17 protein-coding genes are annotated in these 26,453 nt (G+C 48.7%); 9 read left to right on the top strand and 8 right to left on the bottom strand.

The window, feature by feature from the left end:
* Window positions 1-128: 128 nt before the first annotated feature.
* From EZMO1_RS14460 to sthA, 5 genes are all read left to right on the top strand, one after another.
* Complete coding sequence (locus EZMO1_RS14460; RefSeq protein ID WP_051789252.1) at window positions 129-6,041, top strand: response regulator; 5,913 nt, start codon at window positions 129-131, stop codon at window positions 6,039-6,041.
* Between the two features lie 236 nt (window positions 6,042-6,277).
* Window positions 6,278-7,282, top strand: coding sequence for an FAD:protein FMN transferase (locus EZMO1_RS14455; RefSeq protein WP_222842120.1), 1,005 nt, complete (start codon window positions 6,278-6,280; stop codon window positions 7,280-7,282).
* A gap of 106 nt (window positions 7,283-7,388) precedes the next feature.
* Complete coding sequence (nqrM, locus tag EZMO1_RS14450) at window positions 7,389-7,631, top strand: (Na+)-NQR maturation NqrM (protein WP_034872682.1); 243 nt, start codon at window positions 7,389-7,391, stop codon at window positions 7,629-7,631.
* A gap of 188 nt (window positions 7,632-7,819) precedes the next feature.
* A complete protein-coding gene (locus tag EZMO1_RS14445; protein ID WP_034873445.1) occupies window positions 7,820-8,959 on the top strand; it encodes an RNA-guided endonuclease InsQ/TnpB family protein in 1,140 nt (379 codons plus the stop codon).
* Between the two features lie 356 nt (window positions 8,960-9,315).
* Window positions 9,316-10,710 (top strand): Si-specific NAD(P)(+) transhydrogenase, encoded by a 1,395-nt coding sequence (gene sthA / locus EZMO1_RS14440; RefSeq protein ID WP_034872684.1) that lies wholly within the window; start codon window positions 9,316-9,318, stop codon window positions 10,708-10,710.
* Between the two features lie 82 nt (window positions 10,711-10,792).
* Here the strand turns inward: sthA and EZMO1_RS14435 are convergent, their stop codons facing one another.
* Window positions 10,793-12,769 (bottom strand): BCCT family transporter, encoded by a 1,977-nt coding sequence (locus EZMO1_RS14435; RefSeq protein WP_086936416.1) that lies wholly within the window; start codon window positions 12,767-12,769, stop codon window positions 10,793-10,795.
* A 268-nt stretch (window positions 12,770-13,037) separates the two neighbouring features.
* On the opposite strand from EZMO1_RS14435, the gene EZMO1_RS14430 reads away from it, so the two are divergent.
* The 4 genes from EZMO1_RS14430 to EZMO1_RS14415 all read left to right on the top strand — a co-directional run bounded on the left by EZMO1_RS14430 (window position 13,038) and on the right by EZMO1_RS14415 (window position 16,816).
* Window positions 13,038-13,517, top strand: a complete 480-nt coding sequence (locus tag EZMO1_RS14430) for a MarR family winged helix-turn-helix transcriptional regulator (RefSeq protein ID WP_034872687.1) — start codon at window positions 13,038-13,040, stop codon at window positions 13,515-13,517.
* Between the two features lie 172 nt (window positions 13,518-13,689).
* Window positions 13,690-14,703 (top strand): ABC transporter substrate-binding protein, encoded by a 1,014-nt coding sequence (locus tag EZMO1_RS14425; RefSeq protein ID WP_034872690.1) that lies wholly within the window; start codon window positions 13,690-13,692, stop codon window positions 14,701-14,703.
* Window positions 14,704-14,721: 18 nt separating this feature from the next.
* On the top strand, window positions 14,722-15,621 hold the full coding sequence (locus EZMO1_RS14420; RefSeq protein WP_034872691.1) for an ABC transporter permease: 900 nt from the start codon (window positions 14,722-14,724) through the stop codon (window positions 15,619-15,621).
* Window positions 15,611-16,816, top strand: a complete 1,206-nt coding sequence (locus EZMO1_RS14415) for a quaternary amine ABC transporter ATP-binding protein (RefSeq protein WP_244886699.1) — start codon at window positions 15,611-15,613, stop codon at window positions 16,814-16,816. The genes EZMO1_RS14420 and EZMO1_RS14415 overlap by 11 nt, the downstream gene beginning before the upstream one ends.
* A 1-nt stretch (window position 16,817) precedes the next feature.
* Here EZMO1_RS14415 and EZMO1_RS14410 read toward each other — a convergent pair whose 3' ends face one another.
* The 7 genes from EZMO1_RS14410 to EZMO1_RS14380 form a co-directional block, all read right to left on the bottom strand.
* Complete coding sequence (locus EZMO1_RS14410; RefSeq protein ID WP_034872695.1) at window positions 16,818-17,621, bottom strand: ion transporter; 804 nt, start codon at window positions 17,619-17,621, stop codon at window positions 16,818-16,820.
* Between the two features lie 86 nt (window positions 17,622-17,707).
* The gene (locus EZMO1_RS14405; RefSeq protein ID WP_034872696.1) at window positions 17,708-18,520 is read right to left on the bottom strand and encodes an SGNH/GDSL hydrolase family protein; all 813 of its coding nucleotides are present in this window, start codon (window positions 18,518-18,520) and stop codon (window positions 17,708-17,710) included.
* Between the two features lie 417 nt (window positions 18,521-18,937).
* The gene (locus EZMO1_RS14400) at window positions 18,938-19,564 is read right to left on the bottom strand and encodes a hypothetical protein (RefSeq protein WP_034872697.1); all 627 of its coding nucleotides are present in this window, start codon (window positions 19,562-19,564) and stop codon (window positions 18,938-18,940) included.
* 8 nt (window positions 19,565-19,572) lie between these two features.
* Window positions 19,573-20,913 (bottom strand): transposase, encoded by a 1,341-nt coding sequence (locus EZMO1_RS14395; protein ID WP_145912517.1) that lies wholly within the window; start codon window positions 20,911-20,913, stop codon window positions 19,573-19,575.
* 101 nt (window positions 20,914-21,014) lie between these two features.
* Complete coding sequence (locus tag EZMO1_RS14390) at window positions 21,015-21,791, bottom strand: hypothetical protein (protein ID WP_034872698.1); 777 nt, start codon at window positions 21,789-21,791, stop codon at window positions 21,015-21,017.
* Window positions 21,792-21,819: 28 nt separating this feature from the next.
* Window positions 21,820-23,256: a hypothetical protein gene (locus EZMO1_RS14385; protein WP_034872942.1), complete on the bottom strand. Its 1,437-nt coding sequence runs from the start codon at window positions 23,254-23,256 to the stop codon at window positions 21,820-21,822.
* Between the two features lie 131 nt (window positions 23,257-23,387).
* The gene (locus EZMO1_RS14380; protein WP_222842119.1) at window positions 23,388-25,907 is read right to left on the bottom strand and encodes a hypothetical protein; all 2,520 of its coding nucleotides are present in this window, start codon (window positions 25,905-25,907) and stop codon (window positions 23,388-23,390) included.
* Window positions 25,908-26,453 lie beyond the last annotated feature (546 nt).

Genomic DNA, 26,453 nt, shown 5'->3' with positions numbered 1-26,453 from the left:
CGTGAAAGCTGTTTTGAATCGAGATGTTCTACGGTGATCAGTAGCGGATTTCGCTTATTACTCAGTGGTTCTGTCAGTAAAAAGCAGTACAATAGGCCGGCTTCCCTGTAAGGTCACTCTGGACGGTTATGTCTTACGTTCCCAACAAAAAATCCTGTCTGCTGCTGCCTCCGGTTTTTCTGTTTCTGATGCAATGTCTGTTGGTTTTATCTGTAAGGCTTCAGTCCACCAAAAGGCCTGCAATATTGCCGGTTTTGCTGTTGGCTCTGTTGGCCTTGCCCTGGCAGTCTGCCCGCTCACTGGAAGACAGCTCTTATTTTTCGCCTCTTAAAGTGGCATACCTTGCAGATGATGTTCCCTGGAGCTTTACCAATGCCGCGGGCGAGCCGGATGGCATCATGCTGGATGCCTGGCGTACCTGGTCCCGGGAAGTCGGGGTGCCTCTGCGATTTTACCCAATGAATCATGAACAGGCTGTTCGTCGCTTAAAGGACAATGATATCGACATTATCGCCAGTCTGGGACCGGAAGACAGGGGACTGGGCAGTAATCTTCAACTGCAGGAAATTATCACAACCCGACCTGCTTTTTTTGTCCGGAACGATCTGGAAGACAAAGCCCTGATTGATACGGTGCAAACCTATCCGGTGGGTGTCGTGGATGATGGTGTCAGCGAGGAGCTGGTTAAATCGCAATATCCTAATGCTAATGTCAGAACTTACCCGTCGCTGGATGAGATGATTAAAAGTATCTCTAACCGGGAGCTGGTGGTGTTTTTGGGGAACAGTGATGTTCTCAGATATTTCCTCAGCGCCCGGGGCATTAGTGTTGATTTCAACATAGAAAAAGAAATCAACTATCCGGAACAAAGATTAGTGGCTGCAATCAATCCTGATCGAAAGGCTTTGGGGTCTTTGATTCAGCGAGGGCTTGACGAAATCGGTTCAGAAAGCTGGGAACTGCTTTCCCAGAAATGGTTTGGCATCACCACGCAAGAAGAAAGCCTCGTGGTTGCGCTGGTCAGTAATACAGCACCGTTGTCTTTTATTAATGCGCTGGGTCGGCCTGCCGGTATGTTTGTAGACATTTGGCGTCTGTGGTCGAGAAAAACCGGAATACCGGTTCGTTTCCGTATGGCAGAAAGGGATGAAACCATTCTTGACCTGCGGACGGGGAAAGCCGATTTCCATGGCAGCCTGTCACCTTCAAGGGCTCGCAGTGAATGGATGCGTATGTCAACGCCGTATTACGGTCTGGTGTCACGGTTGTATTATCGCAATGTGCCGGGGCAGAGAGATCCGGGAGCGGATCTGGATAAGCGCAGAATAGGTGTGGTCAGCAAGTCCAGTAATGAAGAGTTTCTGAACATCTGGTTTCCTGATGCCGTTACAGTGCCCGCAGACAATGTATCTCGTCTGATTGAGTTGCTGTTCCGTGGTGAAGTGGAGGTTTTTCTTGCAGAGCCGGAAGTGGTGGAATCAGCCCTGAGTGCCATGGGGTTGGTCGGAGAGGTGAATTCCAGCAAGTACATTAATATGAACGAAGCGGTGGCTGCTGCGGTACTGGCTGAACGGGGCGATGAACTCTTGCCACTGATTAACAACGGGTTGGGCAGTATCACCGGCGATGAATTCCGTGCGATTGAAGAGAGCTGGATTCCGAACAGTGACAACCGGTATTTCAATCGCCCCAGGGCTGCAGTTAACCTGACGGAAGATGAACGTCACTGGTTGGCGCAGCATCATGTGCTGCGAACGGTGCTTAATACCAATAACCCGCCACTAGCCTTCAAGGATGACAAGGGGGATATTCAGGGGATTGCTGTTGATTTTATTCGGCTGATCGAAGAACGACTGGGTATTACCATCCAGATTGAAGAAAGCAACAACTTCAGCGAAGTGCTGGGTCAGGCCTATCGCAGGGAACTGGATCTGTTGCCCATGGTTCAACGCACAGATGAACGATCGCGTTATCTGGATATTACCAAGCCTGTTTTTACCGTACCCACCGTTATTCTTGCGCGCAGTTCTGATACGTCTATCCGTTCACTGCCTGACCTGAAGGGAAAAACGGTTGGTTATATTCCCGGTTATGCGGCGTTTGAATATTTTCGCGAGCGCGTGCCCGAGATTGACTTTAAGCCGGTGCCTAACGCAGCTAATGGTTTAAACAGGATCTCAACCGGCTCCCTCGATGCCATTATTATCAATCTTGCCACCGCCAGTTATCAGCTGGAACGGCTCAAACTGACCAATATTCACATCGTGGGTGAAGCCGGATTTAGCTATGAGTATGCGGTTGGCAGTCGCAACGACTGGCCGGTACTGGGCACAATTCTGGATAAAACTGTCAACTCTTTTACCAGCGATGAACTGACTGCACTGCAGGCGCGCTGGGTCAGTGTCAGTACCATCAGTTGGGCACCCGACAAGGAACTGTTCATAGGTTTGTTGTTGGTAGTGGTCACCCTGATACTGATTATTTACTGGAATCGTCGTTTAACCCTGGAAATTGCCGAGCGTGAACGGGCTGAAAAAGAGCTTAAGGCAAGAGCTGACCTGGACAGATTGTTCAGCCATATTTCCCGGCAGTTTATGGAAAGTTCAGTGGATGATTCCATCAACTTTTTCCTGAAAAGTGTTGGCGAGAACCTTGGTTTTGAGAGTTGCCTGCTGGTCACTGGCAGTTATCCAAATGGACTTATTGAACACTTCTGGTCTCAAAGAGTCTCCTTTGATCCGCATGTCTACGATCCGGCAAGTCGTTACCGGTTGAAAGATTATCTGCATCTGTTGAGTGATGACATTCTTTATGCCAGTGATAAAACCGATAACACCCGAATGCCTGATGAGTGCAAGGCTATTTGGGACGCTGAAAAAGTTCAGAATGTCGTCTATGTCCCGATGGTGCTGTTTGGTGATGAGGTGGGCGGGTTGTGCCTGCTGAATCGTAACAGCAGTGCATTGCCCCAAGCTGATGAGATTGAACTGCTGCGTCGTGGCGGTGAACTGATTGCCGTCGCACGGGCGCGGCAGCAGGCTGATAATGCACTCAGGCAGAGTGAAGAACGTTATGAGCTGGCCATGGATGCCGCCTCGGATGGCCTGTGGGACTGGAACATCGTCCATGAGCGAATCTACCTGAGTCCAAGGTATCAGACCATGCTCGGCTATCAGCCCGGTGAGCTGGGCAACACGCCTACGGCGTGGCGTCGTCAGATACATGTGGATGACAAGCAGGCAACATTAGACTTTTTCAACAGCCAGTTCAGTCATTCCGATGAAAGCTTCCAGTGTGAATACCGTATACGACGCAAAGATGGCAGTTACGCCACCGTGCGCAGTAAGGGCAAGGTGGTTTTCCGTGACAGCCGCGGCATGCCGCTTCGTGCAGTTGGTACCCTGATCGATATTACCGAACAGCGGATCCGTGAACGTGAATTGTCCATGGCGCGCTTTTCGCTGGACAATGCCGGCGACCATATTCACTGGTTCCGTCGTGATGGTTCTCATAAATATGTCAATGAATCTGTTTGTAAAGTGCTGGGTTATAGCCTTGATGAAATGATGGACATGACCATCATGGACATTAACCCGGCGGTTACCGCCAGTTCTTGGAGCCGCTTGTGGGATCAGCTGACCCTGCGCAAGGCGCTGACCTATGAAACACTTCGGAAAACACGGGATGGAAGGGTGTTTCCGGTGGAAGTGACGGCTAACTATATGGAGTACGAAGGCGAAGGCTTTTTGTTTGCAACAGGGCGCGATATTACTGATCGCAAACAGGCGGAAGAAGCCCTTCATAAAGCTAAGGAAGCAGCGGACCAGGCGAATCAGGCCAAGAGTAATTTCCTGGCCAATATGAGTCATGAAATTCGCACGCCCATGAACGCCATTATTGGTTTGAGTCATCTGGTTCTGAAGACTGAAATGACCGGCAAACAGAATGACTATGTGTCCAAGATTCAATCCTCGGCGCATGCGCTGCTGGGGATTATCAACGATATTCTCGATTTTTCCCGTATCGAAGCGGGCAAGTTAAACATGGAACGCATTGATTTTGATCTCGGTGATGTGTTCGAGGATCTGTACAATGTCGCCATTCTTAAAGCCGACGAAAAAGGCATCGACCTCAGCTATGACATTGCCCCTGATGTGCCACGGTTACTAAAAGGCGACCCGCTGCGTCTGGGGCAGATTTTGTTGAACCTGACCCATAACGCGGTCAAGTTTACCCAGAATGGCAGTGTCCAGGTTCGTGTGAAGCTGGAATCCGGCGATGACGAGTCCGTTCGTCTGGGTTTTGAAATAGAAGACACGGGTATTGGTATCAGCCCTGAACATCAGTCCAGACTGTTTGAGTCTTTTTCTCAGGTCGATGGCTCGACCACGCGTAAATTTGGAGGTACCGGATTGGGGCTGGCTATCTGTCGCAGTCTGGTGGGAATGATGAACGGTGAAATCTCTGTCACTTCCGAACTGGACGTTGGCAGTACTTTTCGATTTGTCATTGATCTGGGGCGTGGCGTATCGCTTAAATCGTCTGCCTCTGCATTAATGGGAATAAAAGTACTGGTGGTTGATGATAAAGACGACGCCCGCGCTCTGTTGACCAGTCATCTGGAAGTGTTTGGTTGTGTGGTGCTGGAAGCTGAAAATGGTGAGCAGGCACAGATGCTTCTGAGAGAGCATAACCAGCAGGGTGATGACCCCGTTACCCTGGCGTTGCTGGACTGGCGTATGCCGGATATGGATGGCCTGGAACTGGCAGAGCACATCCGCAACATGAATCTGACCGTATGCCCATCATTAATTATGGTGTCGGCTTATGGGCGTGAAGAAGTCATGGCGCGAGCCACTGGCAGGGTGGACGCTTTCCTGATTAAGCCGGTCAGCAGTTCGGTACTGATCGAAACCATGTTGAGGGCAATGGATCGTCAGCAGCTGTTGTTGCGCAGAGATGCCGATACGGATTCAGATGCTGAAAGAACATTCAGCGGGCACGTCTTGCTGGTGGAAGATAATGAAATCAACCAGCAGGTTGCGCGGGAGTTGCTGGAGGGCTTCGGACTGCAGGTGTCGCTGGCGGACAACGGGCAGAAAGCCGTGGATGCCATTGAGCTGCACCATTACGATCTGGTCTTTATGGATATTCAGATGCCGGAAATGGACGGTTATCAGGCCACCCGGATTATACGACGATTGCCGGGCAAGAGTGACCTGCCCATTGTTGCCATGACCGCCCATGCCATGACCGGTGACCGCGAACGCTGTCTGCAGGTGGGCATGAATGATCATATTGCCAAGCCGCTAGACCCCAAAGAGCTGGGACAGAAGCTGGAAATGTGGCTTCAGGCTGAAAAGAGTACATCAGCAGCAATGGCTCAGGTTAATTCTGTTAGCACTGAACCACTGCCCACCGACTCTGTTGAATCTACTTCAGAAAATGGCTTGCCCGGTATCGATGAAGAAGAAGGGCTGGCCCGGGTAATGGGCAATCGCAAACTGTATGATCGTCTGTTAAGAAACTTCTATGAGGATCAGCACACCGACTGGCAGGAGCTGGAAGAGTGTCTTGACCGCAACGATTGGAATGGTGCGCGCTTTCTGACCCATGGACTGAAAGGTGCGGCTGGCAGTCTGGGTGCGAAAGCCCTGCAACAGGCAGCCGGTGCCGTGGAAGCCGAGCTACGCAATTCAGACCAGAGACCGTCGGAGCAACTGCTGGTCAACTTGCACAATCGGTTTAATGAAGTGATGGGCGGGTTGCAATCTGTGACGGCCGAATCCGAACCTGCGGTCTACAGCTATGGCGAAGGTCGGGTGGAAACCGAGCGACTGTCGTTCCTGCTGAGTCATATGCAGACTCTGCTGCAGGAAGGCGATGCCGATGCGGCTGACTCTTTACCGGAACTGATGCAGGGACTGTCGGGTATGGTCAGGCAGGAGCAGCTGGATGAATTGTGCAGGCGCGTTGAAAACTATGACTTTGATGAAGCCAGTCATGTGCTGGGAGAGGTTCAGGAAGAATTGACGTTGTAAGTTGATAGCCCGGTCAACCGATCAGAAAACGGAAAGGGTATGAACTGTACGGATGACGGCCGTCGCATCACGGTGTTAAACTGCGCTCCCCGGATAAAACGGGAAGAATACGCAGAGGTGAGATGTTGTTAACCCGATCTTATAAACGATCGCTGCTACTGGGCATGGTCCTGCTTATAGCGGCACTTTATGTTATTGGCAGCCGGCCAAGGCTCAAGCACTTTCATGGACATACCATGGGAACCACTTACAGTGTTTCCTATGCAGCGACACTGTTTTCTGATCCGGTGAAAGACGTGCAGGCAGATGTTGAAAGGGCTCTGGAAGATATCAACGACAAGATGTCTACCTATCGTCCGGACTCTGAACTGATGCAGTTCAACCGTGCGCCGGTGGGTAAGCCGTTTAAGGCATCCGATGAACTGGTGGATCTGGTGCATCGCAGTTTGCACTTTTCCAGAATTTCCGATGGTGCTTATGATGTCACCGTTGGCCCGTTGGTGAACCTCTGGGGATTTGGCCCCAGCGATAAAGACAAAAAACAGCCGAAAAAAAAGCTACCGGCCGATCAGGACGGACAGGTTGATCCGGTACTCTGGATGCTGGCAAACTATCCAACAGAAGTACCAGGCGATGATGCCATTAATGCAGCGCTGGATCGTGTCGGGTATCAATACCTGACGGTTGACACGGCGCAGGACATCTTGACCCGGGAAAAAGACCTGTTTGTGGATCTCAGTTCCATTGCCAAAGGCTACGGGGTTGATAAAGCCGGAGACGCTTTGAAGCATCGTGGTATCAATAATTTCATGGTTGAAATTGGCGGTGAGGTGCTGGTGAATGGTCGCAAGCCTGATGGAACAGCCTGGCGTCTGGGTATTCGGGGGCCTGCGATGACAGCGGGTGGAATGCCGGCTCTGGTGGTGACCATTGGTGATCGGGCTCTGGCGACCTCTGGCGATTACCTGAACTTCTTTGAGATTGATGGTCAGAAGTTCTCCCATATGATCAACCCCCATACTGGCCGTCCTGAAGTCAGTCGTCTGGCAGAAGTGGCCGTGATTGCCGATACGGCAGCCGATGGTGATGCTCTGGCGACCCTGTTTATGGTGCTGGGGGACAAAAAAGGGCTGGCGCTGGCAAACCGCGAAGGGATAGCCGCTTACTTCACCTATCATTCAGAGGATGGCGGGTTTAAATCACAGAGCAGTGAGGCGTTTAAACCTTATCTGCAAAACTGACGTAAAAAGTAGAAGCAGCGTGGTTTTTGCTGTTTTGTGAAATTTCGATGAAGGCAGCCCATGACAAACTGCCTTCTGTCCTGACTTAGAGTAGGAGGTACTGGCCATGACTATGATGCTGGTTACATTCTGTGTCTTTCTGGCACTGATCGCCATGATGGCTGTTGGTGTCATTTTTTCCAACAAGCCCATCAAAGGCTCCTGTGGTGGTCTCAGCACACTGGGACTGAAAGATGGCTGTGTGATTTGTGGCGGTGGCGATAAAAAAGAAAAAGCGTTCCGCGATGCCTTTGACGAGGTGGATATGGACGATATGTTCTACGACGCGACCGCACACAAAAAAGTCTGATGGAAAAAGGACTTAAACCGTAGTCGGGAGTCACTAAGTGACTCTTGACCACAGTTTAAAGACGAAGTGTTTATTAAACTCCGCGTAAAGCATCGCCCAATCGGGCGGTGATACAAGCGGTCAGTCCGTAGGACTGATAAGAACTATCAGACTTTACGAAAGTTAGTGCTTTTTGTAAAATGCCTCGTATGAAGATAAAGAGAGCTTATAAAGAACGATTCTATCCAACACCTGGGCAAACACAGCTACTTGCTCAGTCGTTTGGTTGCGCTCGTTTTGTCTACAACGATACTCTGCGTTTTCGTACCGACGCATACTACAAGGACGGAAGCAGCATTTCTCACTCTCAAGCTGAAAAACGTCTTGTGTCGCTTAAGTCCGAATTTCCATTTTTGAAAGATGTTTCCAGCGTCATCCTGCAACAAACGCTCAGAGATCAGCAGGAAGCATTCAAGAATTTCTGGGCTGGCAGAGCCAAATACCCAAAATTCAAGAATAGGAATGCAAGGCAGAGCATTCGCTTAACCAAAGCAGCTTTCAGTGTAAAAAATGGTCAGCTATTCATTGCCAAGAGCAAAGAGGCTTTGAATATACGCTGGAGCAGGGAGCTATCCTCAGAGCCTTCCAGTATCACCATTAGCAAAGATCGTGCAGGCAGGTACTTTATTTCCATGCTGTGTGAATTTGAAGCTAAACCAATGCCCATTAGTAACAAGACAGTGGGCATTGATTTAGGTTTGAATGATCTGTTCATCACTTCAGACGGCGAAAAATCCGGTAATCCAAGGCATACCAAACGCTACGAGCGAAAGCTCGCCTACCTTCAGCGTAAGCTGGCGAAAAAGCAGAAAGGCAGCAGCAACAGAGCTAAAGCAAAGCTCAAAGTTGCTCGGCTCCATGCGAAGATCGCTGACTGCCGGATGGATGCGACCCACAAGGCATCCCGCAAACTCATAAACGAGAACCAAGTTGTTTGTGCAGAGTCCCTGAATGTGAAAGGCATGATCCAGAACCCGAAACTGGCAAAGCATATAGCCGATGCAAACTGGGGTGAATTTGTCCGCCAGTTGCAGTACAAGGCTGAGTGGGCAGGAAGGCTGGTTGTTCAGATAGACCGGTTCTTCCCAAGTTCAAAGCGTTGTCCAAGTTGCGGATTCGTCCATGAAAGTATGCCGCTATCTGTCCGTGAATGGGATTGTCCTGAGTGCAAAACCCATTGGGATAGAGATATAGCGGCAGCAATTAACATCAAAACCGCCGGACTGGCGGGGTTAGCCTGTGGAGCGACTGGAACGGGGATAGCTGCGCTTGTGCCCTTTAGGGTATAAGCAACCATCTAGGAGCCTGTCGGACTTAGCCGACCGTAGCGAGAAAAAGACCGGTTTGAGACAGTTTTGACGATCATTTGAGGCGAATAGCGAGCTATTCAACGAAAAGGATCGTCAAAAATGGCCAAATCCGGCTTTTTCGCAGTAGGTCAGTGGTAAGTCCGACAGGCTCCTAGGGAAGGCGTGTTGAAACAGGAAGGTTCTTGGAGTGATTCAAGAACCCTCGCCCAAAGCGAAGCGTCGGGCGGGGAGTGTCAGACTCATAAATCCTGCACTTTGTATAATAAAAAAACGCATTATTATATATAGACATCAATACAACGATAAAAGCGGCAATCTCAAGGGGTAATTAAAGGATGGGTGTGAGCAACTACGACCTGGTGATCCTGGGGTCCGGCCCTGCCGGAGAAGGTGCCGCGATGAATGCGGTGAAGTTGGGAAAAAAGGTTGCGGTTGTTGAGCAGAGTCCGTTTGTCGGTGGCAGCTGTACCCATCTGGGCACCATTCCTTCCAAGGCGCTGCGCCATTCGGTCAAACAGATCATGGATTTTAACACCAACCCACTGTTTCGGGAGATTGGTGATCCACGCTGGTTCAGTTTTCCGAAAGTACTGAAAAGTGCTGAAAAAGTCATACAGAAGCAGGTGCAGTCACGCACCATGTATTATTCCCGTAATCGTATTGACCTTTATTTCGGTCGCGGCACATTCGTGGATGAGCATACCATTGAGGTGATTGAAAATGGCGGTAATATCGAGCGCCTTCATGCTACCAATATTATGATTGCCACCGGCTCCCGACCCTATCGCCCTGCGGATGTTGATTTTACTCACCCAAGAGTGTTTGACAGTGACACCATTCTGGAACTGACCAATACCCCCCGTCGTATGATTATTTACGGTGCCGGTGTCATTGGCTCGGAATACGCCTCTATTTTTTCCGGTCTGGGTGTTCTGGTTGATCTGGTGGATACCCGTGACCGCTTGCTGTCTTTCCTCGACAAGGAAATTTCCGATGCTCTGGGCTATCAGCTGCGTAAAATGAATGTGATCATTCGTCACAACGAAGAGTACCAGAAAGTTGAGACTCTGGATGATGGTGTGGTGATGCACCTGAAGAGTGGCAAAAAACTGAAAGCGGATCTGTTGCTCTGGGCCAATGGCCGAACCGGCAACACCCAGAATATGGGACTGGAACTGATTGGGCTGAAATCCAACAGTCGTGGTCAACTGGAAGTGGACCAGCAGTACCGCACCAACATGTCCCATATCTCGGCGGCCGGTGATGTGATTGGCTGGCCCAGTCTTGCCAGTGCGGCCTATGATCAGGGGCGTTCTGCAGCAGGCAATGCCAGCAGCAGTGAGGCATGGCGCTATGTCAGTGAAGTGCCGACAGGTATTTATACCATTCCGGAAATCAGTTCGCTGGGTGCAACGGAAGAAGAGCTGACAGCTGCTTCGGTTCCCTATGAAGTGGGCAAGGCGTTATTCTCACGATTGGCGCGGGCGCAGATTACAGGTGAAAAGGTGGGTATGCTGAAAATCCTTTTCCACCGGGATACCGAAGAAGTGCTGGGTATACACTGTTTTGGTGACCAGGCGTCAGAGATTGTTCATATCGGGCAGGCGGTGATGGCTCAGAAAGGCAAGGCTAACTCCATACGCTTCTTTTTAAATTCAACATTCAACTATCCCACCATGGCAGAAGCCTACCGGGTGGCGGCATTAGACGGCATTAATCGTCTGTTCTGATAACTACTCAACCATACGAATAAAAAACGGGAACCAGGTATGAACCTGATTCCCGTTTTTTTATAAGAGGTCTCTGTTTTGTTTATCGCACCATATGCAGGAAATGCAGGTGCTTTTCATACTGGCTGACAATATCGGCAATCACCTGTTCCTTGCTCCAGCCCATGATGTCATAGTCCTGTCCGCCTTCTCTGAGAAAGACTTCGGCGCGGAAGTATTTGCGCTCTTCATCGTCGTCTTCATCCAGTGTAAAGCTGGGTTTTAGATACGCCCTTGGATACACCTGATAACTGAAGTCGGTTTCTTCACCGTGCAAGATATTCAGGGTGGGTGCAGAGCTTTCAGACTCCAGTTCAACCGATGTGTTAATACCCTGACTGGTCAGCTCACCGGCAACGGCTTCCATGGCGGGTATAACCACATGTTCGTTGAAGCGATTCACATGAGCCCGACGGGGGAAGTGAACCAGATTATTGATGCGGGTTTGCCATGAAACGGATTTTTGTGACATAACCGGTGCCAGATTGGTCTGGCTCAGGCTTTCCTTTTTAGCGGCATCAATCGCCAGCGCCCTGAGCAATCCATAGGTAGACATCATCAGAATAATCGAGAACGGCAGGGCGCTGGCAATGGTCGCTGCCTGAAGTGCTTCCAGTCCACCGGCCAGCATCAGCGCCATGGCGACCGCACCAATCAGGACAGACCAGAATACCCTCTGCCACAGTGGCGGGTGGTCGTTGCCGTTAGAAGCAAGAATATCAATCACCATGGCGCTGGAGTCGGATGAAGTCACAAAGAAAATGACCACCATGAGAATGGCAATAAACGACAGAGCTTCAGAGAATGGGAACATCTCCAGAAAGGTGAACAGAGCCAGCGAAGCATCATTCTGTACGACGGTTGCCAGTTGTCCGGCAGTGTCGTTCATAATGGCGTGGATAGCCGTGTTGCCGAACACGGTCATCCACAAAAAGGTTAAGCCGGTTGGTACGAACAGAACGCCGGTGACAAACTCGCGAATGGTACGGCCTTTGGAAATCCGCGCGATGAACATGCCGACAAACGGTGACCAGGACAGCCAGAAAGCCCAGTAGAACAGGGTCCAGCCGCCGATCCAATCGTTGCCTTCGTAGGCATAGAGGTTAAAGGTTTTATCAACAATGCCGGACAGGTAGCCGCCGGTGTTCTGCACAAACATCTGCAGTAACAGTACGGTGGGCCCAAGAATAATAATCAGGGCGACCAGAATAACAGCCAGTAACAGGTTGGCTTCGGACAGGCGACGAATGCCTTTGTCCAGGCCGGTGGCTACGGAGATTGTAGCGAGAGCGGTGATGGAGATGATCAGCACGACCTGGGTCATTGGACTAACAGGCAGATCAAAGAGATAGTTCAGACCTGAGTTCACCTGCATAACGCCCAGTCCCAATGAGGTCGCAACCCCGAAAACGGTTCCGAGGATGGCGAAAATATCAATGGCGTCACCAATCGGGCCATAAATCTTGTCGCCAATAATGGGGTAGAGGGCAGAGCGCATGGTCAGAGGCAGTTCATGGCGATAGCCAAAGAAGGCCGGAATCAGTGCGACAATGGCATAAATCGCCCAGGCGTGCAGACCCCAGTGGAAGAAGGTTAGCGTCATTGCTTGCTTGGCGGCTTCCAGATTACCGGGATCACCCACTGGTGGGCTGATGAAATGGATGACCGGCTCCGAAACGCCGAAGAACATCAGACCAATACCCATGCCGGCCGAGAACAGCATGGCGAACCAGGAGCCGAAGCTGAAGTCAGGTTCGGCATGATCCGGTCCCAGCTTGATGTCGCCATAGCGGGAGATACCCAGGAACGTGACACAGAGCAGGATCAGGGCAACGACCAGTACATAAAACCAGCTGACGTTGTTACTGATGCTGGCCTGCATCCGGGAAAACAAATCGCTGGCGCTGGCAGGAAAAGCAACGGCATAGACAACCAGCGCAAATATCAGAATGGCGGAACCGAAAAAAACGGGTGGATTCAGAGTATGATCTATAGATTTTGATGATGAGGTGTTTTGCATAATGCAGGGTTTGTTTGATGAAGGGAGTGGACAACCAGAGGACAGGGCTGTAGGTGTTTTTGTCTATCCGAGGTAGGGGAACCGAAATATTATAGATCAAATCATTAGAGGTCAAACTATATTTGTTGAGTGGTTATGTGTCGCAGAAAATATCTATTGTTTTTTCTGTGTGATTAGCGTTATAAGATTTTCTGTCATTATTATATTTGCGTGAACGTGGTTACGGACCTTCGTTCCTAATTGTTTACTCGAGTTTTTAGAGATCTCTATGTCGGAAACCTGCTACCTGAACGATGTTCTGGTTTCATTGCGGCGCATCATCCGCGCGACAGACCTGCACTCCAAGCGAATGATCAGGGAGTGTGGCTTAACAACGCCTCAGGTTATGATTCTGAAGGCAATCGAAGAGCTGGGCGATGTGACTGTCCGGAAGATTTCCAACCATGTACTGTTGAGCCAGGCGACGGTTACCACCATTCTGAACCGGCTGGAACAGCGTGGTTATATTGAGCGTGTTCGCAGTCTGGTGGATCGCAGAATCGTCAATGCTCGTCTGACAGAGACAGGTCGCACGGTTCTGGAACAAGCGCCTACTCTGCTGCATGACAAATTTATAGAACGTTTTGAAGCGATGGATGGCTGGGAGAAAACCCAGCTTTTGTCTTCCCTTCAACGGGTTGCCTGTATGATGGATGCAGAAGATATTGATGCGGCGCCTCTGCTGGATATCGAAACCCCGCCGGTTTAACCCAACCAGCACTGTGTTATCGGGAAGTGTGTTATCGGAAGTCTTATCGAGAAGGGCGTCATCGAAAAGAGCGCCATTGAAAAATAACCATCATAATTGTTTGAATTAAAACTATTTGATGTGTAAGTTTGAAGGCCAGATAGTCAATAAGAATAAAAACATCCGGTTTATTATGAAATTTACCCGTCTCGCCTGTCTCACTCTCACCCTGTCAGCCTCTGCTCACTTGTTTGCCGCATCGGAAAAAAGCCAATGCGGCTCGGTGACACTGGCGGATATGAACTGGAGCTCTGCCACTCTGGTGGCCCACATCGATCAGTTTGTACTAAATCATGCTTTTGGCTGCAAAGCTGAACTGGTGCCTGGTGATACCATGCCCACCGGAGCCTCGATGATCGAAAAAGGGGAGCCAGATATTGCGCCTGAATTCTGGAGTAATTCCATGAAGGAGGCCATTGATCAGGGAATCAGCGAAAAACGTCTTGTTGTGGTGGGTAAAACACTGTCTGAGGGCGGTGAGGAAGGTTTCTGGGTGCCTGACTATCTGGTGCAGGAATATCCGGAATTGAAAACCATTGACGGTGTTCTTAAACACACGAATTTATTCAGCCATCCCGAGTATCAGGACAAGTCGGCGTTTTATGGTTGCCCGGCAGGATGGAACTGCCAGATTTCCGCAGGCAACCTGTTTAGGGCTCTGGAGTTGGATCAGGCAGGCTTTGACCTGATCGATCCGGGTTCCGGTGCCGCGCTTTCCGGTTCTATCGCCCGTGCCTATGAACGACAGAAGCCCTGGTTTGGTTACTATTGGGCACCCACTGCCGTGTTGGGCAAGTACAAAATGGTGAAGGTTGATTTTGGTGTCGGAGCTGATACGGAAGAATTTCTTAACTGTACAACGCAGGCCGACTGTCTGACACCAAAAGCAACTATGTACCCACCGTCGCCGGTTAATACGCTGGTAACGGCTGATTTTGCCGGACAGTCCCCCGAGGCTCTTGAGTATCTGGGCAAGCGTTCTTTTACCAATCAACAGATGAATGAACTGCTGGCGTGGATGGAAGACAACCAGGCCGATGGTGAAATGGCCATGGAGTATTTTCTCAAAGAGCATCAGGCTGTCTGGCAGTTCTGGCTGACTCGCGCACAGGCTGATCAGGTGTTGCAGGCATTAAAACGCTTATAAGTTTCGGAGGTTTATAGAATGTCCGAATCAACCTGGTGGAACCGCTTTCCGCAGATGGAACGCGAACAGTTGGTGTCTATCCGAAAAACGCTGGATGGACTCTATCGCGATTTTTCCAGAGAGCACGGTGACTCCATCGAAGCCCTGTTTGATCCCTTGCTGGACTTTCTGGTCTGGTTTGAACAGTTACTCACCGGTTCTCCCTGGTGGCTGGTGTTGGGTGTTATTGCCGGTATTGTTTTTCTTGCCAGTCGTTCAATGAAACTGACTTCGGCGGTCACTGTCGTGCTGTTACTTATCGGTTACTTTGGCATGTGGCAGGACACCATGCGAACGCTGAGTATGATTACCGTATGCACCCTGCTGGCTATTGTACTGGGCATACCGGTAGGGGTCGCCATGGCACTGTCGGATCGGGTTCGGAAGCTCGTTACGCCACTGCTGGATGTGATGCAGACCATGCCCGCTTTTGTGTATCTGATTCCGGTGGTGATGCTGTTGGGCATTGGCAAAATACCGGGGCTGATCGCGGTCATTATCTATGCCATTCCTCCGGTTATTCGTCTGACTTGCCTGGGTATTCGACTGGTGGATAAAGAAGTGCTGGAAGCGTCCAGAGCTTTTGGTGCCACCCGTTGGCAGCGGCTGGTGGGGGTGCAGTTGCCTTTATCGATGCCGACCATTATGGCAGGCATTAATCAGACTATTATGATGGCGCTGGCGATGGTTGTTATTGCTTCCATGATCGGGGTAAAAGGTCTGGGGCAACCGGTATTGAAAGCCATTACTAACCAGTATTTCACTTTGGGATTATTAAATGGTCTGGCCATCGTGGCGCTTGCCATTATTTTCGACCGGGTATCCCAGTCCTGGGCAAAGCGGGCGCAGCAGTATGGAGGGCAGCAGTTTGAGCAATAAGGGCGAGCCACTCATTAGTATCACGGATTTGTACAAAATCTTTGGTGCTCATCCTGAAGAGGCGTTAAAGCGGGTCAGATCAGGGGTTGATAAAGATTGCCTGTTGCAGGATTCAGGTCATACACTGGCACTGCAGGCGATTAATCTGAACATTTTTGCCGGTGAAGTGTTTGTTATTATGGGGCTGTTCGGTTCAGGAAAGTCCACCTTGATCCGACATTTCAACCGGTTGATTGAACCTACCAGTGGCAAGCTGGTGGTCAGTGGTCAGGATGTACTGCAGTTGTCTGACAAAGAGCTGGTACAGTTTCGCCGCCATCGGTTGTCCATGGTCTTCCAGCGGTTTGCACTGATGCCGCACCAGACCATACTGGAAAATATTGCCTATGGGCTGAAAGTGCAGGGCATTAAAAAAGCGGAACGACTGCAACAGGCACAGCAGTGGTTGGAAACGGTAGGGCTGGCGGGCTATGAGCAGCATTATCCCAGTCAGTTGTCGGGTGGTCAGCAGCAGCGGGTTGGTCTGGCAAGGGCGCTCTGTACCGATGCTGACATTTTGTTAATGGACGAGGCGTTCTCGGCGCTGGATCCACTAATCCGCAGTGAAATGCAGGACTTGCTAATAGAACTTCAGGACCGGCTGCATAAAACCATTGTGTTTATTACTCACGACCTTGATGAAGCGTTAAGGCTTGGAGATCGTATTGCCATTTTGAAAGACGGTGCCATTCAGCAGGTCGGAAAACCGGAAAAGATCTTGCTGGAACCGGCAACGGAGTACGTTGAAGCCTTTGTTCGGGATGTCAATCGGGCGCGTGCCCTGACCGTGGAAACGGTAATGAATCCGCCGATCAGCCGCATCACTGCAAAAACCATCGGTGAAGCGCTGGATCAGATGAAAAAACTGCCGGAAGATTACGGCTATTACGTCACGGAAGAAGGCTATCAGGGTGGCCTGCTGCAGGAAACCCTAGAGCAGGCAGCGAGAAAAAACGCCCATGGCGAGCTGGTGCCGGATCTGTTTGAAGACTGGCCAGTGGTCACGCCGGATATGCTGATTGAACAGGCTCTGCCCGATACTCTGGAAGCGGATCATCATCTTCCAGTGGTGGACGAGCATGGCGACCTTCAGGGACAGCTAAGCCGTGAGGCGCTGGTTGAAGTCTTTAGTGAGAGCCATCCGGTCGCGTCGTAAGCTATTGTTTTTGTTTATGCAGTAACTGTTTGATCTCATCCAGTTGCTGCTGCAGCTCCAACAGTGTGGGTTCACCCCTTTCCTCCTGTGCTTTTTTACGATCTTTCTGTCGTTCATCCTCCAGAACATTGACCACGATACCAATGATCATGTTCAGGAAAGCAAAGGCGGTAAAAAAGATGAAGCTCAGGAAGTACGCCCAGCTCAATGGATAGACTTCCATGGTTTCATACATCACATCGGTCCAGTCTTCAAACGTCATGACCCTGAACAGGGTTAGCATACTCACGGCAATATCGCGCCAGAGTTCTTTGTTGATGTCGTAGAAAAATGTGCTGCCAATGGCGGCATAGATGTAGAAAATAATAAACATCAGCAGCAGCACATAACCTAGCTGGGGTAAGGCTTTCAGCAGCGAATTCAGCAGTAATCGTAATTCGGGGATGATGGAGACCATCCTGAGTACACGAAAGATACGAACGAGCCTGCCAACCAGTGCCATATCGGTGTTCTCGATGGGAATGATGCTGACAACGACAATCAGTGTGTCGAAGATATTCCAGCCTGATTTGAAGAAGTTCTTCTTGTGCTCTTCTGCCAGAAACCGGATGCTGATTTCGATGAGGAAAAAAAGGGTGATGCCCCAGTCCAGAATAGTGACCAGACGAGAGACATCATCAGGAATATCGTAGGTTTTCGCCCCAATCACCAGAGCCGAAAAGATGATGATGGAAATGACCGTAAGCTCAAACACTTTGTTTGAGCGTATGGTTTGAAAGCGGTTTTGCCAGCTGTTGTGTTCCATGGGTGATCAGTTGTTATTGTGATGTTCGGGTGAATTTTATCCTGATCATTTTAGCGGGTAAGTTCGGTTATAACAGCAGACAAAGGTTAAAGTTCACTGTGTGCCTGATTAAAGCGTTGCAGCTTTGAGCGATCCAGATAGGAAGCTATGTCGTTAAACAGTTTCATATCACTGTTGAAGAGTTCATCGAGCAATCTGCTGGTGAGGCATAAGTAGCCAGATTCGTTAGGGTGAAGGCCGTCTTTGGAAGTGATGGATTTTTTGGTTTTTTTGCCTAACTCAACACCACAGTTGAACGTTTTTGTATGTGTGAAATATTGATTCAAATCCAGCAAGAGTATCTTGCTTTTTGCTTGGCCTTTACTGTTTTGCTCAAGGGCCCATTCTTTCAGTCTTTTGTTGGCTTTTGCAACCGTTGACGGCTCAAGAGTGTAATCAGCTATGAGTGATGTGACCGTTGTGTGAGGTAACAGGGCGAGAACATAGTTCTGTTTTGATTCTGATAAAAAAGCAAGAGCTTTTTCCAGTCTTTGCATAACGTCTTTTTCAGAGTGGTAAGCGACCCAGAACAGTCCGTCAATTGAAATAATGAATTGAGGATTTTTCTTAGCTGCCTCTGTAATTTGTTGGCTCAAGCTTTCTACAGGCTTATCGATAATGTCCATTAAAGCAAGGGCGGCAAATACAGGATTGAAGCTGCCATTCGGGCTGAAATTGTGTATCTGTAATGGTTGGTTATAATGTAGCTTCTTGAAATAGTCGCTCATAGTCGTGTGGAAATCGAGATCATTACCCTTTCCTGCGGTGAAGCTGGCACCAACAAAGGCAATGCTTGGTTGGTCACTCGTCTCTGGTGACAAAGAATAAGCGTTGGAGCCGGCAATCATCAAAACTGCCATGGCAAGATATCTGAATACTGGATTAGTCAAAAACGAAGGGTACATCCTTAGCGTCTCCCGATGCTATTTTTCATAAATGTTTATGCACGGGAGGAAGTCTAGTTCATAACTGGCAGAGTGCTTTATGTACAGTAGTGGTCGTATGAGCCAGGCAGGATTTAACCTAACCTCGGTGTTTTTAGTGTTCAATCGACAAGTAATAGCAATTCCACCTTCTAAACATGAATTGCGCAGCCATTCTGAATCACGGGAGCTGCGTTGGAACTCCTCGCAATACCCAAAGGGCGCAAGTAGCTCGCTATTACTCGTCGTTCGGCCTTTATGCCCTTCAGGGTATTGTCCCGTGACCCATAATGACTTGCTCATGGTCATATTCAGAAAGCGGAATTGGTATAAAAAGCAGAGTTCAACGAGAGTTCAACGGTTTGAAGTACTGCTGTTTTTAAGTCTTTGCATATTCCCATTACAGCGTTCCTTAATGGCCTGATCATCCGATTTTTCTGCCAATTGTCTATAAAGGCCATGTGCAGCACCTCGATAATCTTTATTTTCCATTAATTTGGCCAGATAGAATACAGCTTCGGGGTTTGGGTACAGTTTGCCAGTATGCTGTCTTACAAAAATAGTTGCTGCTGGGTGAGTAGTGATAGAAAACAGTGTTGTAAAGTTAGTCCAAAGCTGCTCTTCCAATTCCTGCTGCAGCCTTTGACTTTGAGGCAAGGTAAGAGTCGGTTGTAATTCTATTAACTGTTGAAGTGAAGACAACATTTCAACGCCAGTATGCCATTGATCTTTGAGTTGACTTGTTTCCGAAATGGTGACTGTTTGGTGTTTAATGACACGTTGCAGCAGTTTATCTAATGGTTCTGCTCTTCTGTGCAGAGTATCCGTGTCATATGAATTGATCACCAGCAATTCCCGACAAATATACGCCTTAAGACGTATACCCTGCTGCAGGGTGAACCATTTTTCGGATTTGCAGCAAACAACCTTCAGCCCAAAGCTGACATTCTGGATGAATTTTTCGCTCAGACACAGGCTCACCCCGGCAGCTATGAAGTATCTGGAATAACAGAACGGATATTATGACCAACTCCTTCAGAGGTTCTTGAGATTATTGCCATAAAAAAGTCTCGCCAAGAGTCAATGAAAAACCACTGAAACAGGCTTCTCATATGCTCCCAAAGCGCTTTTTTAGAGTGGCTTGCCGTCCAGGCTTTCTGAAACAAGCAACACCCTAACTGTTCTATCTGATCAATAAGGAAGGCGGTAAACGTCAGGCAGGCAAAGTTTGTAGCCAAATGCTCCTTGCCGTGTCCGTAGTTGTGTTCGAGGTGGTAACCCTGTGTCTTGAGCGTGTTGAAGGTTTCATTTTCAATCTTCCATTTCGCACGGCCTCCGCGCATCACTCTGGTGACGCTGTCGTCAGTCAGTTGGATATCTGTTACCCAGACATTGGTGTATTTCTCGCCCTTGGGGCTAATCTCAACATATTCCAGATAGTTGACCAGAACATCCTTGTGACTCTTGTTGATGGGAACGTTGTTGACGTATCTGAACCAGTGCCGGTAGCCGTCCTCATCAACGTATTCATAACGGTTAACCTCACCCCTGGCATCCAGAGTATCAACCGCCTCAACCAATGACGCATGGTCGCTGTCCTTGGCCACCATAATGAAGCTGTACCCATAAGACTTGACCATTTTTATCGTCGGCCCATCTGAATACAGGTCATCAAATGTCAGTACCAGTTTTAGTTTGGGATGTTCTCTGTAGACGTTTTCCAGCAACCGCTTTAGTGCGGTTTTTTCGCAATCGTTTTTAGAAGCATTGACCTGCTTGGTAATAGGCTCTGGCATCAGAGGCAAGACCTCTTTTTGTCCGGGCTTGACCAGACATATAGCCAACAGTTGGTGGTAATACTGGGGGGTATCAGTATCGGCTTTTTTGATACAACATTCAGGGCAGCTAATCTTGCCTGAAGCGAAATGCCCTGTACCATCCACTGGAGCCAGATAGCCTTCTTCAAAATACTGAAACTTTTTTAGCCACTTCGAACTCTGGACGTAAGAGAAGAGTGACTTGAAAAATGGCCTGAAATGATCAGTTTCAATAGGGTCAAGTATCTCCCGCAGATGGGTGTCACTGGGAATACGCTGAACGCCGTACATCTGGCGCAGGTTGTGAACAACCCTTGGATTTTTACATTCATGCTCAAAGCTCAGAAGTGAAGGGCATTTCATGTGCATCACAGCCAGACCGGACATTATTGCATCAGAGAGAAGAATTTTTTCCTTGCAATTATTGGGACGATGATCAGGTATTAGGGATGCTTGCTGGCGAACAGTATTGATTAACCGATCGACCAAAATTTTGTCTTGCTTAGCAGGCATAGAAATACGACAGTGAATGAGTACTGCATGAAATTTAGCTCAAAGTTCAGGAATTTGCTTTTTTATGGGTCCTTCTCAGACCTTGGTACTGTTGGGCTGAATTAATTCGTCGGGAATTGCTGATTGATCACAGTCTTCAGGTTTTCCAGCAGAGTTCCAGGGTTTTCAATGCTGCTAATTTGATCCAGTTTCGCATCAAGCCGGATTGTCTGAGTGTATTGCTCTGACAGTGCTTCAATGCTGTTGTGTAGTTGGCTTAAGGTTTCAGGGTGAATTGACTCAAGTTTTTTCAAGTGATTCAGAGGAGAGTTGTCCAGTGGTGAATATTGAAGATTCAGCTCTAGTTGACGGATCATTTCCCGGGCAACGGCCTCTGTTTCTTGAGCGATCATTTGTTGGGTCTGATCAGATACGGGATGCTGAGACAGAGTACCCAGTTGAAATAATTGTTGAACTGCAACATTGACATCACTGTTCCTATTCGCCTGAATGTCTTGAAGCTGAGCCTGAATGGTTATACTCATTTGCAGCCGTTGTCTCAGGGTCTCTATCTGTTCTCTGGTGCTCTCTGTACAAGATGGTTGAAGGTGGGTAGGCACATTCAGTAGCTCCATAGCCCGGTTCAGTTCATTGAGGCTCTCCTGAGCCTGACTGGCACTGATTACCTTACTGACAAATTGATTGACAAGATTGCGCCATTGTTCAAGGTGTTCGCTGTGAATAGCTTTGCCATCCGGTATTGATGGCAGATGTTCCTGCCAGTTTTCCTGTTCCAGTAGTATGCTTATTGCATCGATTTGCCTCTGACTTTCCAGAAGCCTCTGATGGTGGCTGTGCAGAACCTCCTGAACCCTTGTAGCAGGTTTGGCAGGAAACAAATGGGTGAAAGTCTCATATTGACTGGTACTATAATTCCAAGTCACCTTTCTGCATGGGGAATGGGATGACATTGTCCATACCCACTTCCGTGACCTTGGCGCAGTAGGTCACCGCCAGTAACTTCCAGCCATTGTCGAACATGCCACTCTGAATTAATGACCTTGCTGTCAAAATACCTTGGCCTCCGGGATGCCGCCACCTCATTCCAGAACACTTCATTCGCTGCGTTACCAAGGTTTTACAAGTAGCCTCAATAACCCCTGAGCCTATTGGCAAGTTGTGCGACAAGTGTTCAGCATAGTTCATGCGGGTTCGATTACTTCTGAAGTACTCCAGCTCTGTTTTCAACTTCGATCGACGAGGGTGTCGTTTATGCTGGTAAGCCAGAGCTTTGATGACTTTTTCAACACCTTCGGGCTCCTCTTTGAGGATGTGGCGATAGGTGATGAACTTTTCTCTGGATTTGTTGCTGTTTTCACCATAGGACAGGTCAAACGCTTTCTTCAGGTGCTCTGCGGCATGATAGAAGTCTACAACCTCGTGACCTTCAGGGAGTTCATTGGCAAGGTAGGTCCAGTTGTCTTTTGCCCCATCAGCGACTTTAACAAGCGTCAGATCTGGCCTCTGTCGAAGAGCTTCGCTCAGGAGTGCGGAGAGTGATTGTTTCAAAGTCACTTTCTTGCTTTCAGGCATTCGACTCATCCTGACCGTTGAGAGGCGTTCACCCTGTGCATCGTAAAACGACAATGTTCCACAACTGGCCTCCTGACAGCCAGCAGGGCCACGGGTTCGCTTGCCATCGACTCTATTCTGTTCCCGCTTTTCCTGACGTTTACCATCTTTCATCGGCAACATGACGCCATCAAGAGAAGCGGCGGCAGTCACAGCTTCTTCAGGAACCTTGACGCTTTCCCAGAGAAAGTCTTCAAAGGCTTCCCTATTGGGTTCCCACTGCGCATTGAACTTTTTGGGTAGTCTGGCCAGAGAGCTTTCCGAGGGCGTCATGTTCCCTATCAGATCAAGTAGGCTTTTAGCCTCTCCGGGAGGCATTTGCGCAACCATCCAGACAGCTTGTTTAGCTGCTTTTGGTGTCCAATACCCCTCTACAATACCTGCCTGTAGCTCCAAAGGGATGATAGAGTGATCCTTACCGTTACGATAGAGCGTACGCAAAACCCGGACAGGGCCGACAGCGGATTGATAAGTTTCTGAAGATCGCAACACCCGATGGTAACAGACACCGCTTACCTCAATCGCAGGAACGTCAATATCAAGCCCGGTCAGGTCTTCTGCCAGAACGCTTTGCTCTGCTTCGATAAAGAGTTTATGGATCTCACCTTCATAGTCTTCAAAGTGCTTGATTGGGCTGTGTTCCTGACGAAGAACGGCCAGTTTTTGCTCAAGCTGTTGGATAGCATGACAAGAAAAATTGGCGGCTTCAGCTAGTGGCTGACATACTTGCATCGGGGCGGCCTTTCACTGTTGCGGTATCTTTTACAGTAACGATCATAGCGGTGTTTGGCCGTTCCTATGTAAGTCCAGAGAAAATTTGTAGCTGCTGTATAAACCACGGACGGCAAGCCCAGAAAAAATGGTCAGTATGAGACTTTCACCCAAACAAACAAATTACCCATCCAGGACAAACTATAAACTTGGGAAGCTGCCAGTTGTAGATCGAGTTCGCCAAGTCTGCTTTTTAATTCGTTAAAGATATTCGGGACGTTAACGAGGGCTGAACGGGCGTTGATGACCAGTGTTAAATCGTACAGCAACGGGTAGGCTGCCGCGCGCAACTGGTTGTACAGTCTTGCTTTGGTACCGTAAGGCAGTGCATTTTTAGTCTCTTTATGGATTGCAATAATCAGCCCCATGGCCTTACCGAAGTCACCCTTTGTGAGATAGTTATCCACCTGATTCATCAGATAAAGAACGGAGCCCTTAAGTTGATGTTCTGCTTCCTGTTCAGAATGATTCTGTTCGTACAGTGCCCTGAATCTGATCTGAAAGTGCTTTTCAGGGGATACAGAATAGGATTGTTGCAGGGTGCTTAGTCGAGTTGTTAATTTTTCCAGCGCCGTTTCATCAATCAATCTTTTTTGTTTGGCAGTAATGAGTACCCATTCTATACGGAATTCAAGCAAACGTGAGAGTTGTGTCGGATCCTGTTCGAGAGCAGTCAGAGTTTGGTCGATGACATTTGGCAGAATTGCCCGAACCCTTCGTCGAGTAACTGTGCAAGAATTGTGATCTGAGCCAAGTAAATCGACATAAGGGATGACATTAGGGCCGAGTTTATTGAAGGCCCGCAGTGGTTCGTTATTCTGAAGTTCACTGATTTCATCAAGCAAGGGTCTCAACGACTGACACCAGGCTATGGCAAGACCGTTACGCCTTACTTCTGACAGGACTTGTCGATGGCTTTGATACAGAGCCATAGCCTTTTGTCTGATTTGGTTTTCGTCTGCACCGGCATTTAATTGCTTATGTAAGCCGTCAATTTTTGCTTCGAAAAGCTTTATTCCACTGACATGGGCTGCTGATTCCATACTGACAATATGGCCTTCAGACAGCATATCAAAGGGGATTATTTTCAGTGCGCGCAAGTTTTGAATAGCCTGTTGATGATTATTGCGCTTGGCTTCACCAAAAACATGGGTCTTCATTTGTTTGAGTATGGCTTTGTTCAGGATGCCATTCAGCTTTTTACGAAGGTCATGACGTTTATCGATGTTTGCGCTATTCATGCGTAAGGCGGTTCGAATCAGAACGCCAATAGACCGGTCATACTCTTTGGCATCGCATAGTTGTTCAGCGTTCTTCAGTTGCTCAGAAATTTCTCTGAGCTCAATGGATGGTTTGCCGCCGGTTTTTCCTGAAGTTACAAAGCGGGCCTGTCTGGCAGGGTCTTGAGGGAGGGCATTGTTTTTCACCGGTACGGGCCGTCTTGCTGAGTGAGCATCGTTTCTATTCCTATTCCTATCCCCGGGGTTACCCCCTTTCCTTGATTGTCCCTCTCCGACAGGTTTCTTGCGAACATAGCGGTTCCATTCATGCCAGCCGCCACCCGCTGGTAGTTGTGGGCCGAAAATTTCCGGATACAGCGATTCAAGCCGGCTTTGACGGTACCGACTAAGCCACAGACGCAACACAGCCTGACTGATGAAGACCAGTTTGCCATTGCGATGGATGATGTACGATGACTGACCATTATTATCCAGCACATGAAAGGCAGCCCCGTAAATCAGTGCCAGAAACCTTAGCAGTGGATCTTCGGATACCTGAGCCTGTATTTTGTTATATAACCTGAAAACTGGGTGGATATTGCCGGTGGCATTATCGATAGACTCGGCTGCAATGAATTGAGGCCGGGTTTCATCGGTTAGATGACTAACTTTTACTACTGCGGGAAACTCTGAAGCTAACAGAATTATCGATTCTTCCGGATTCATCCGTAACCAGATGGAATCCTGAAATGAAACAGGAATGCCTGAATCAGAGTATTTGATTGTAAGGGGATAGGGATCTGGAAAAAGATTCGTTAACGGGTTTTCTATTGGATCAAGGTCATAATGGTTCTCTAATGATCGGGTAACATTAAATGGAAGGGGGACTTCCGACTTATCATTCAAGGATAATTCCGTGTTGCTGTTTTCCGGGTCCCCGGGGTCAATGTCAGTTAAGGTGTTTTGCTTGGCGCTACCCTGAATAATCCAATGTTGGTGGCAGTGTCCATCTGGACCAACGTATGTCATGGAGTAAGGCAAATGAAATGCTTTCAGTTCAAAAAAGGTGTTCTGTCCTGAAGACTGCCAGAAATAATGGTTAGCCAGAAATACTTCCAGCGTCTTCTGATGATAGTGTGGAGCAACGACGGAAACGATCTTATCAACCGGGCATGAGTTTTTCGGGAACTGTTGCTCAGTCAGTGATGCCTGATTAAGTTTTGGAATGAGTGGCTTATTCTGAGCAGCATGCCAGTAGCTCATAGCCAGCATGGGTATCAGCATATTATAGGATTTGTGCTCAGCATGACTGCTCATGGCGACTGCCTGCTGCATCACAAAGCAGAGACAAAGAAACCTGAGAACCGGCAGTGAACCGTGTACTTTAAGCATCTTATTTGATGTGATTTTTAATAACAGCTTCCAATATAGTCACAGATTTAATTGCCTGCCTAGGAGCCTGTCGGACTTAGCCGACCGTAGCGAGAAAAAGACCGGTTTGAGACAGTTTTGACGATCATTTGAGGCGAATAGCGAGCTATTCAACGAAAAGGATCGTCAAAAATGGCCAAATCCGGCTTTTTCGCAGTAGGTCAGTGGTAAGTCCGACAGGCTCCTAGAATCAAGAATACAAAGTCGGTTGTTGTCTGAATATCACGGTTGCTTATTCATTAGCAGCTAATTGTACGAAACCTTAAATTTCTATGAGTCGTTCCAGTACTCACACCAATTATTTTCTGTGTTGTTCTCGCAATCTGTATTATACCAATTCCGCTTTCTAAATATGACCATGAGCAAGTCATTATGGGTCACGGGACAATTCCCTGAAGGGCATAAAGGCGGAGCGACGAGTAATAGAGAGCTACTTGTGCTCTTTGGGTATTGCGAGGAGTTCCAATGCAGCTCCCGTGATTCAGAATGGCTGCGCAATTCATGTTT

The sequence above is a fragment of the Endozoicomonas montiporae CL-33 genome (genome assembly GCF_001583435.1).
Taxonomy (GTDB): Bacteria; Pseudomonadota; Gammaproteobacteria; order Pseudomonadales; family Endozoicomonadaceae; genus Endozoicomonas_A; species Endozoicomonas_A montiporae.
The sequence above is the reverse complement of the archived record's forward strand: the minus strand, read 5'-3'. Positions and strand labels throughout refer to the sequence as shown.

What these genes read in the sequence shown, in the direction of transcription:
- EZMO1_RS14460 (WP_051789252.1), top strand. Translation starts at nt 129, where the DNA reads ATGTCTTACGTTCCCAACAAAAAATCCTGTCTGCTGCTGCCTCCGGTT.
- EZMO1_RS14455 (WP_222842120.1), top strand. Translation starts at nt 6,278, where the DNA reads ATGGGAACCACTTACAGTGTTTCCTATGCAGCGACACTGTTTTCTGAT.
- nqrM (WP_034872682.1), top strand. Translation starts at nt 7,389, where the DNA reads ATGACTATGATGCTGGTTACATTCTGTGTCTTTCTGGCACTGATCGCC.
- EZMO1_RS14445 (WP_034873445.1), top strand. Translation starts at nt 7,820, where the DNA reads ATGAAGATAAAGAGAGCTTATAAAGAACGATTCTATCCAACACCTGGG.
- sthA (WP_034872684.1), top strand. Translation starts at nt 9,316, where the DNA reads ATGGGTGTGAGCAACTACGACCTGGTGATCCTGGGGTCCGGCCCTGCC.
- EZMO1_RS14435 (WP_086936416.1), bottom strand. Translation starts at nt 12,769, where the DNA reads ATGCAAAACACCTCATCATCAAAATCTATAGATCATACTCTGAATCCA.
- EZMO1_RS14430 (WP_034872687.1), top strand. Translation starts at nt 13,038, where the DNA reads ATGTCGGAAACCTGCTACCTGAACGATGTTCTGGTTTCATTGCGGCGC.
- EZMO1_RS14425 (WP_034872690.1), top strand. Translation starts at nt 13,690, where the DNA reads ATGAAATTTACCCGTCTCGCCTGTCTCACTCTCACCCTGTCAGCCTCT.
- EZMO1_RS14420 (WP_034872691.1), top strand. Translation starts at nt 14,722, where the DNA reads ATGTCCGAATCAACCTGGTGGAACCGCTTTCCGCAGATGGAACGCGAA.
- EZMO1_RS14410 (WP_034872695.1), bottom strand. Translation starts at nt 17,621, where the DNA reads ATGGAACACAACAGCTGGCAAAACCGCTTTCAAACCATACGCTCAAAC.
- EZMO1_RS14405 (WP_034872696.1), bottom strand. Translation starts at nt 18,520, where the DNA reads ATGGCAGTTTTGATGATTGCCGGCTCCAACGCTTATTCTTTGTCACCA.
- EZMO1_RS14395 (WP_145912517.1), bottom strand. Translation starts at nt 20,913, where the DNA reads ATGCCTGCTAAGCAAGACAAAATTTTGGTCGATCGGTTAATCAATACT.
- EZMO1_RS14385 (WP_034872942.1), bottom strand. Translation starts at nt 23,256, where the DNA reads ATGCAAGTATGTCAGCCACTAGCTGAAGCCGCCAATTTTTCTTGTCAT.
- EZMO1_RS14380 (WP_222842119.1), bottom strand. Translation starts at nt 25,907, where the DNA reads ATGCTTAAAGTACACGGTTCACTGCCGGTTCTCAGGTTTCTTTGTCTC.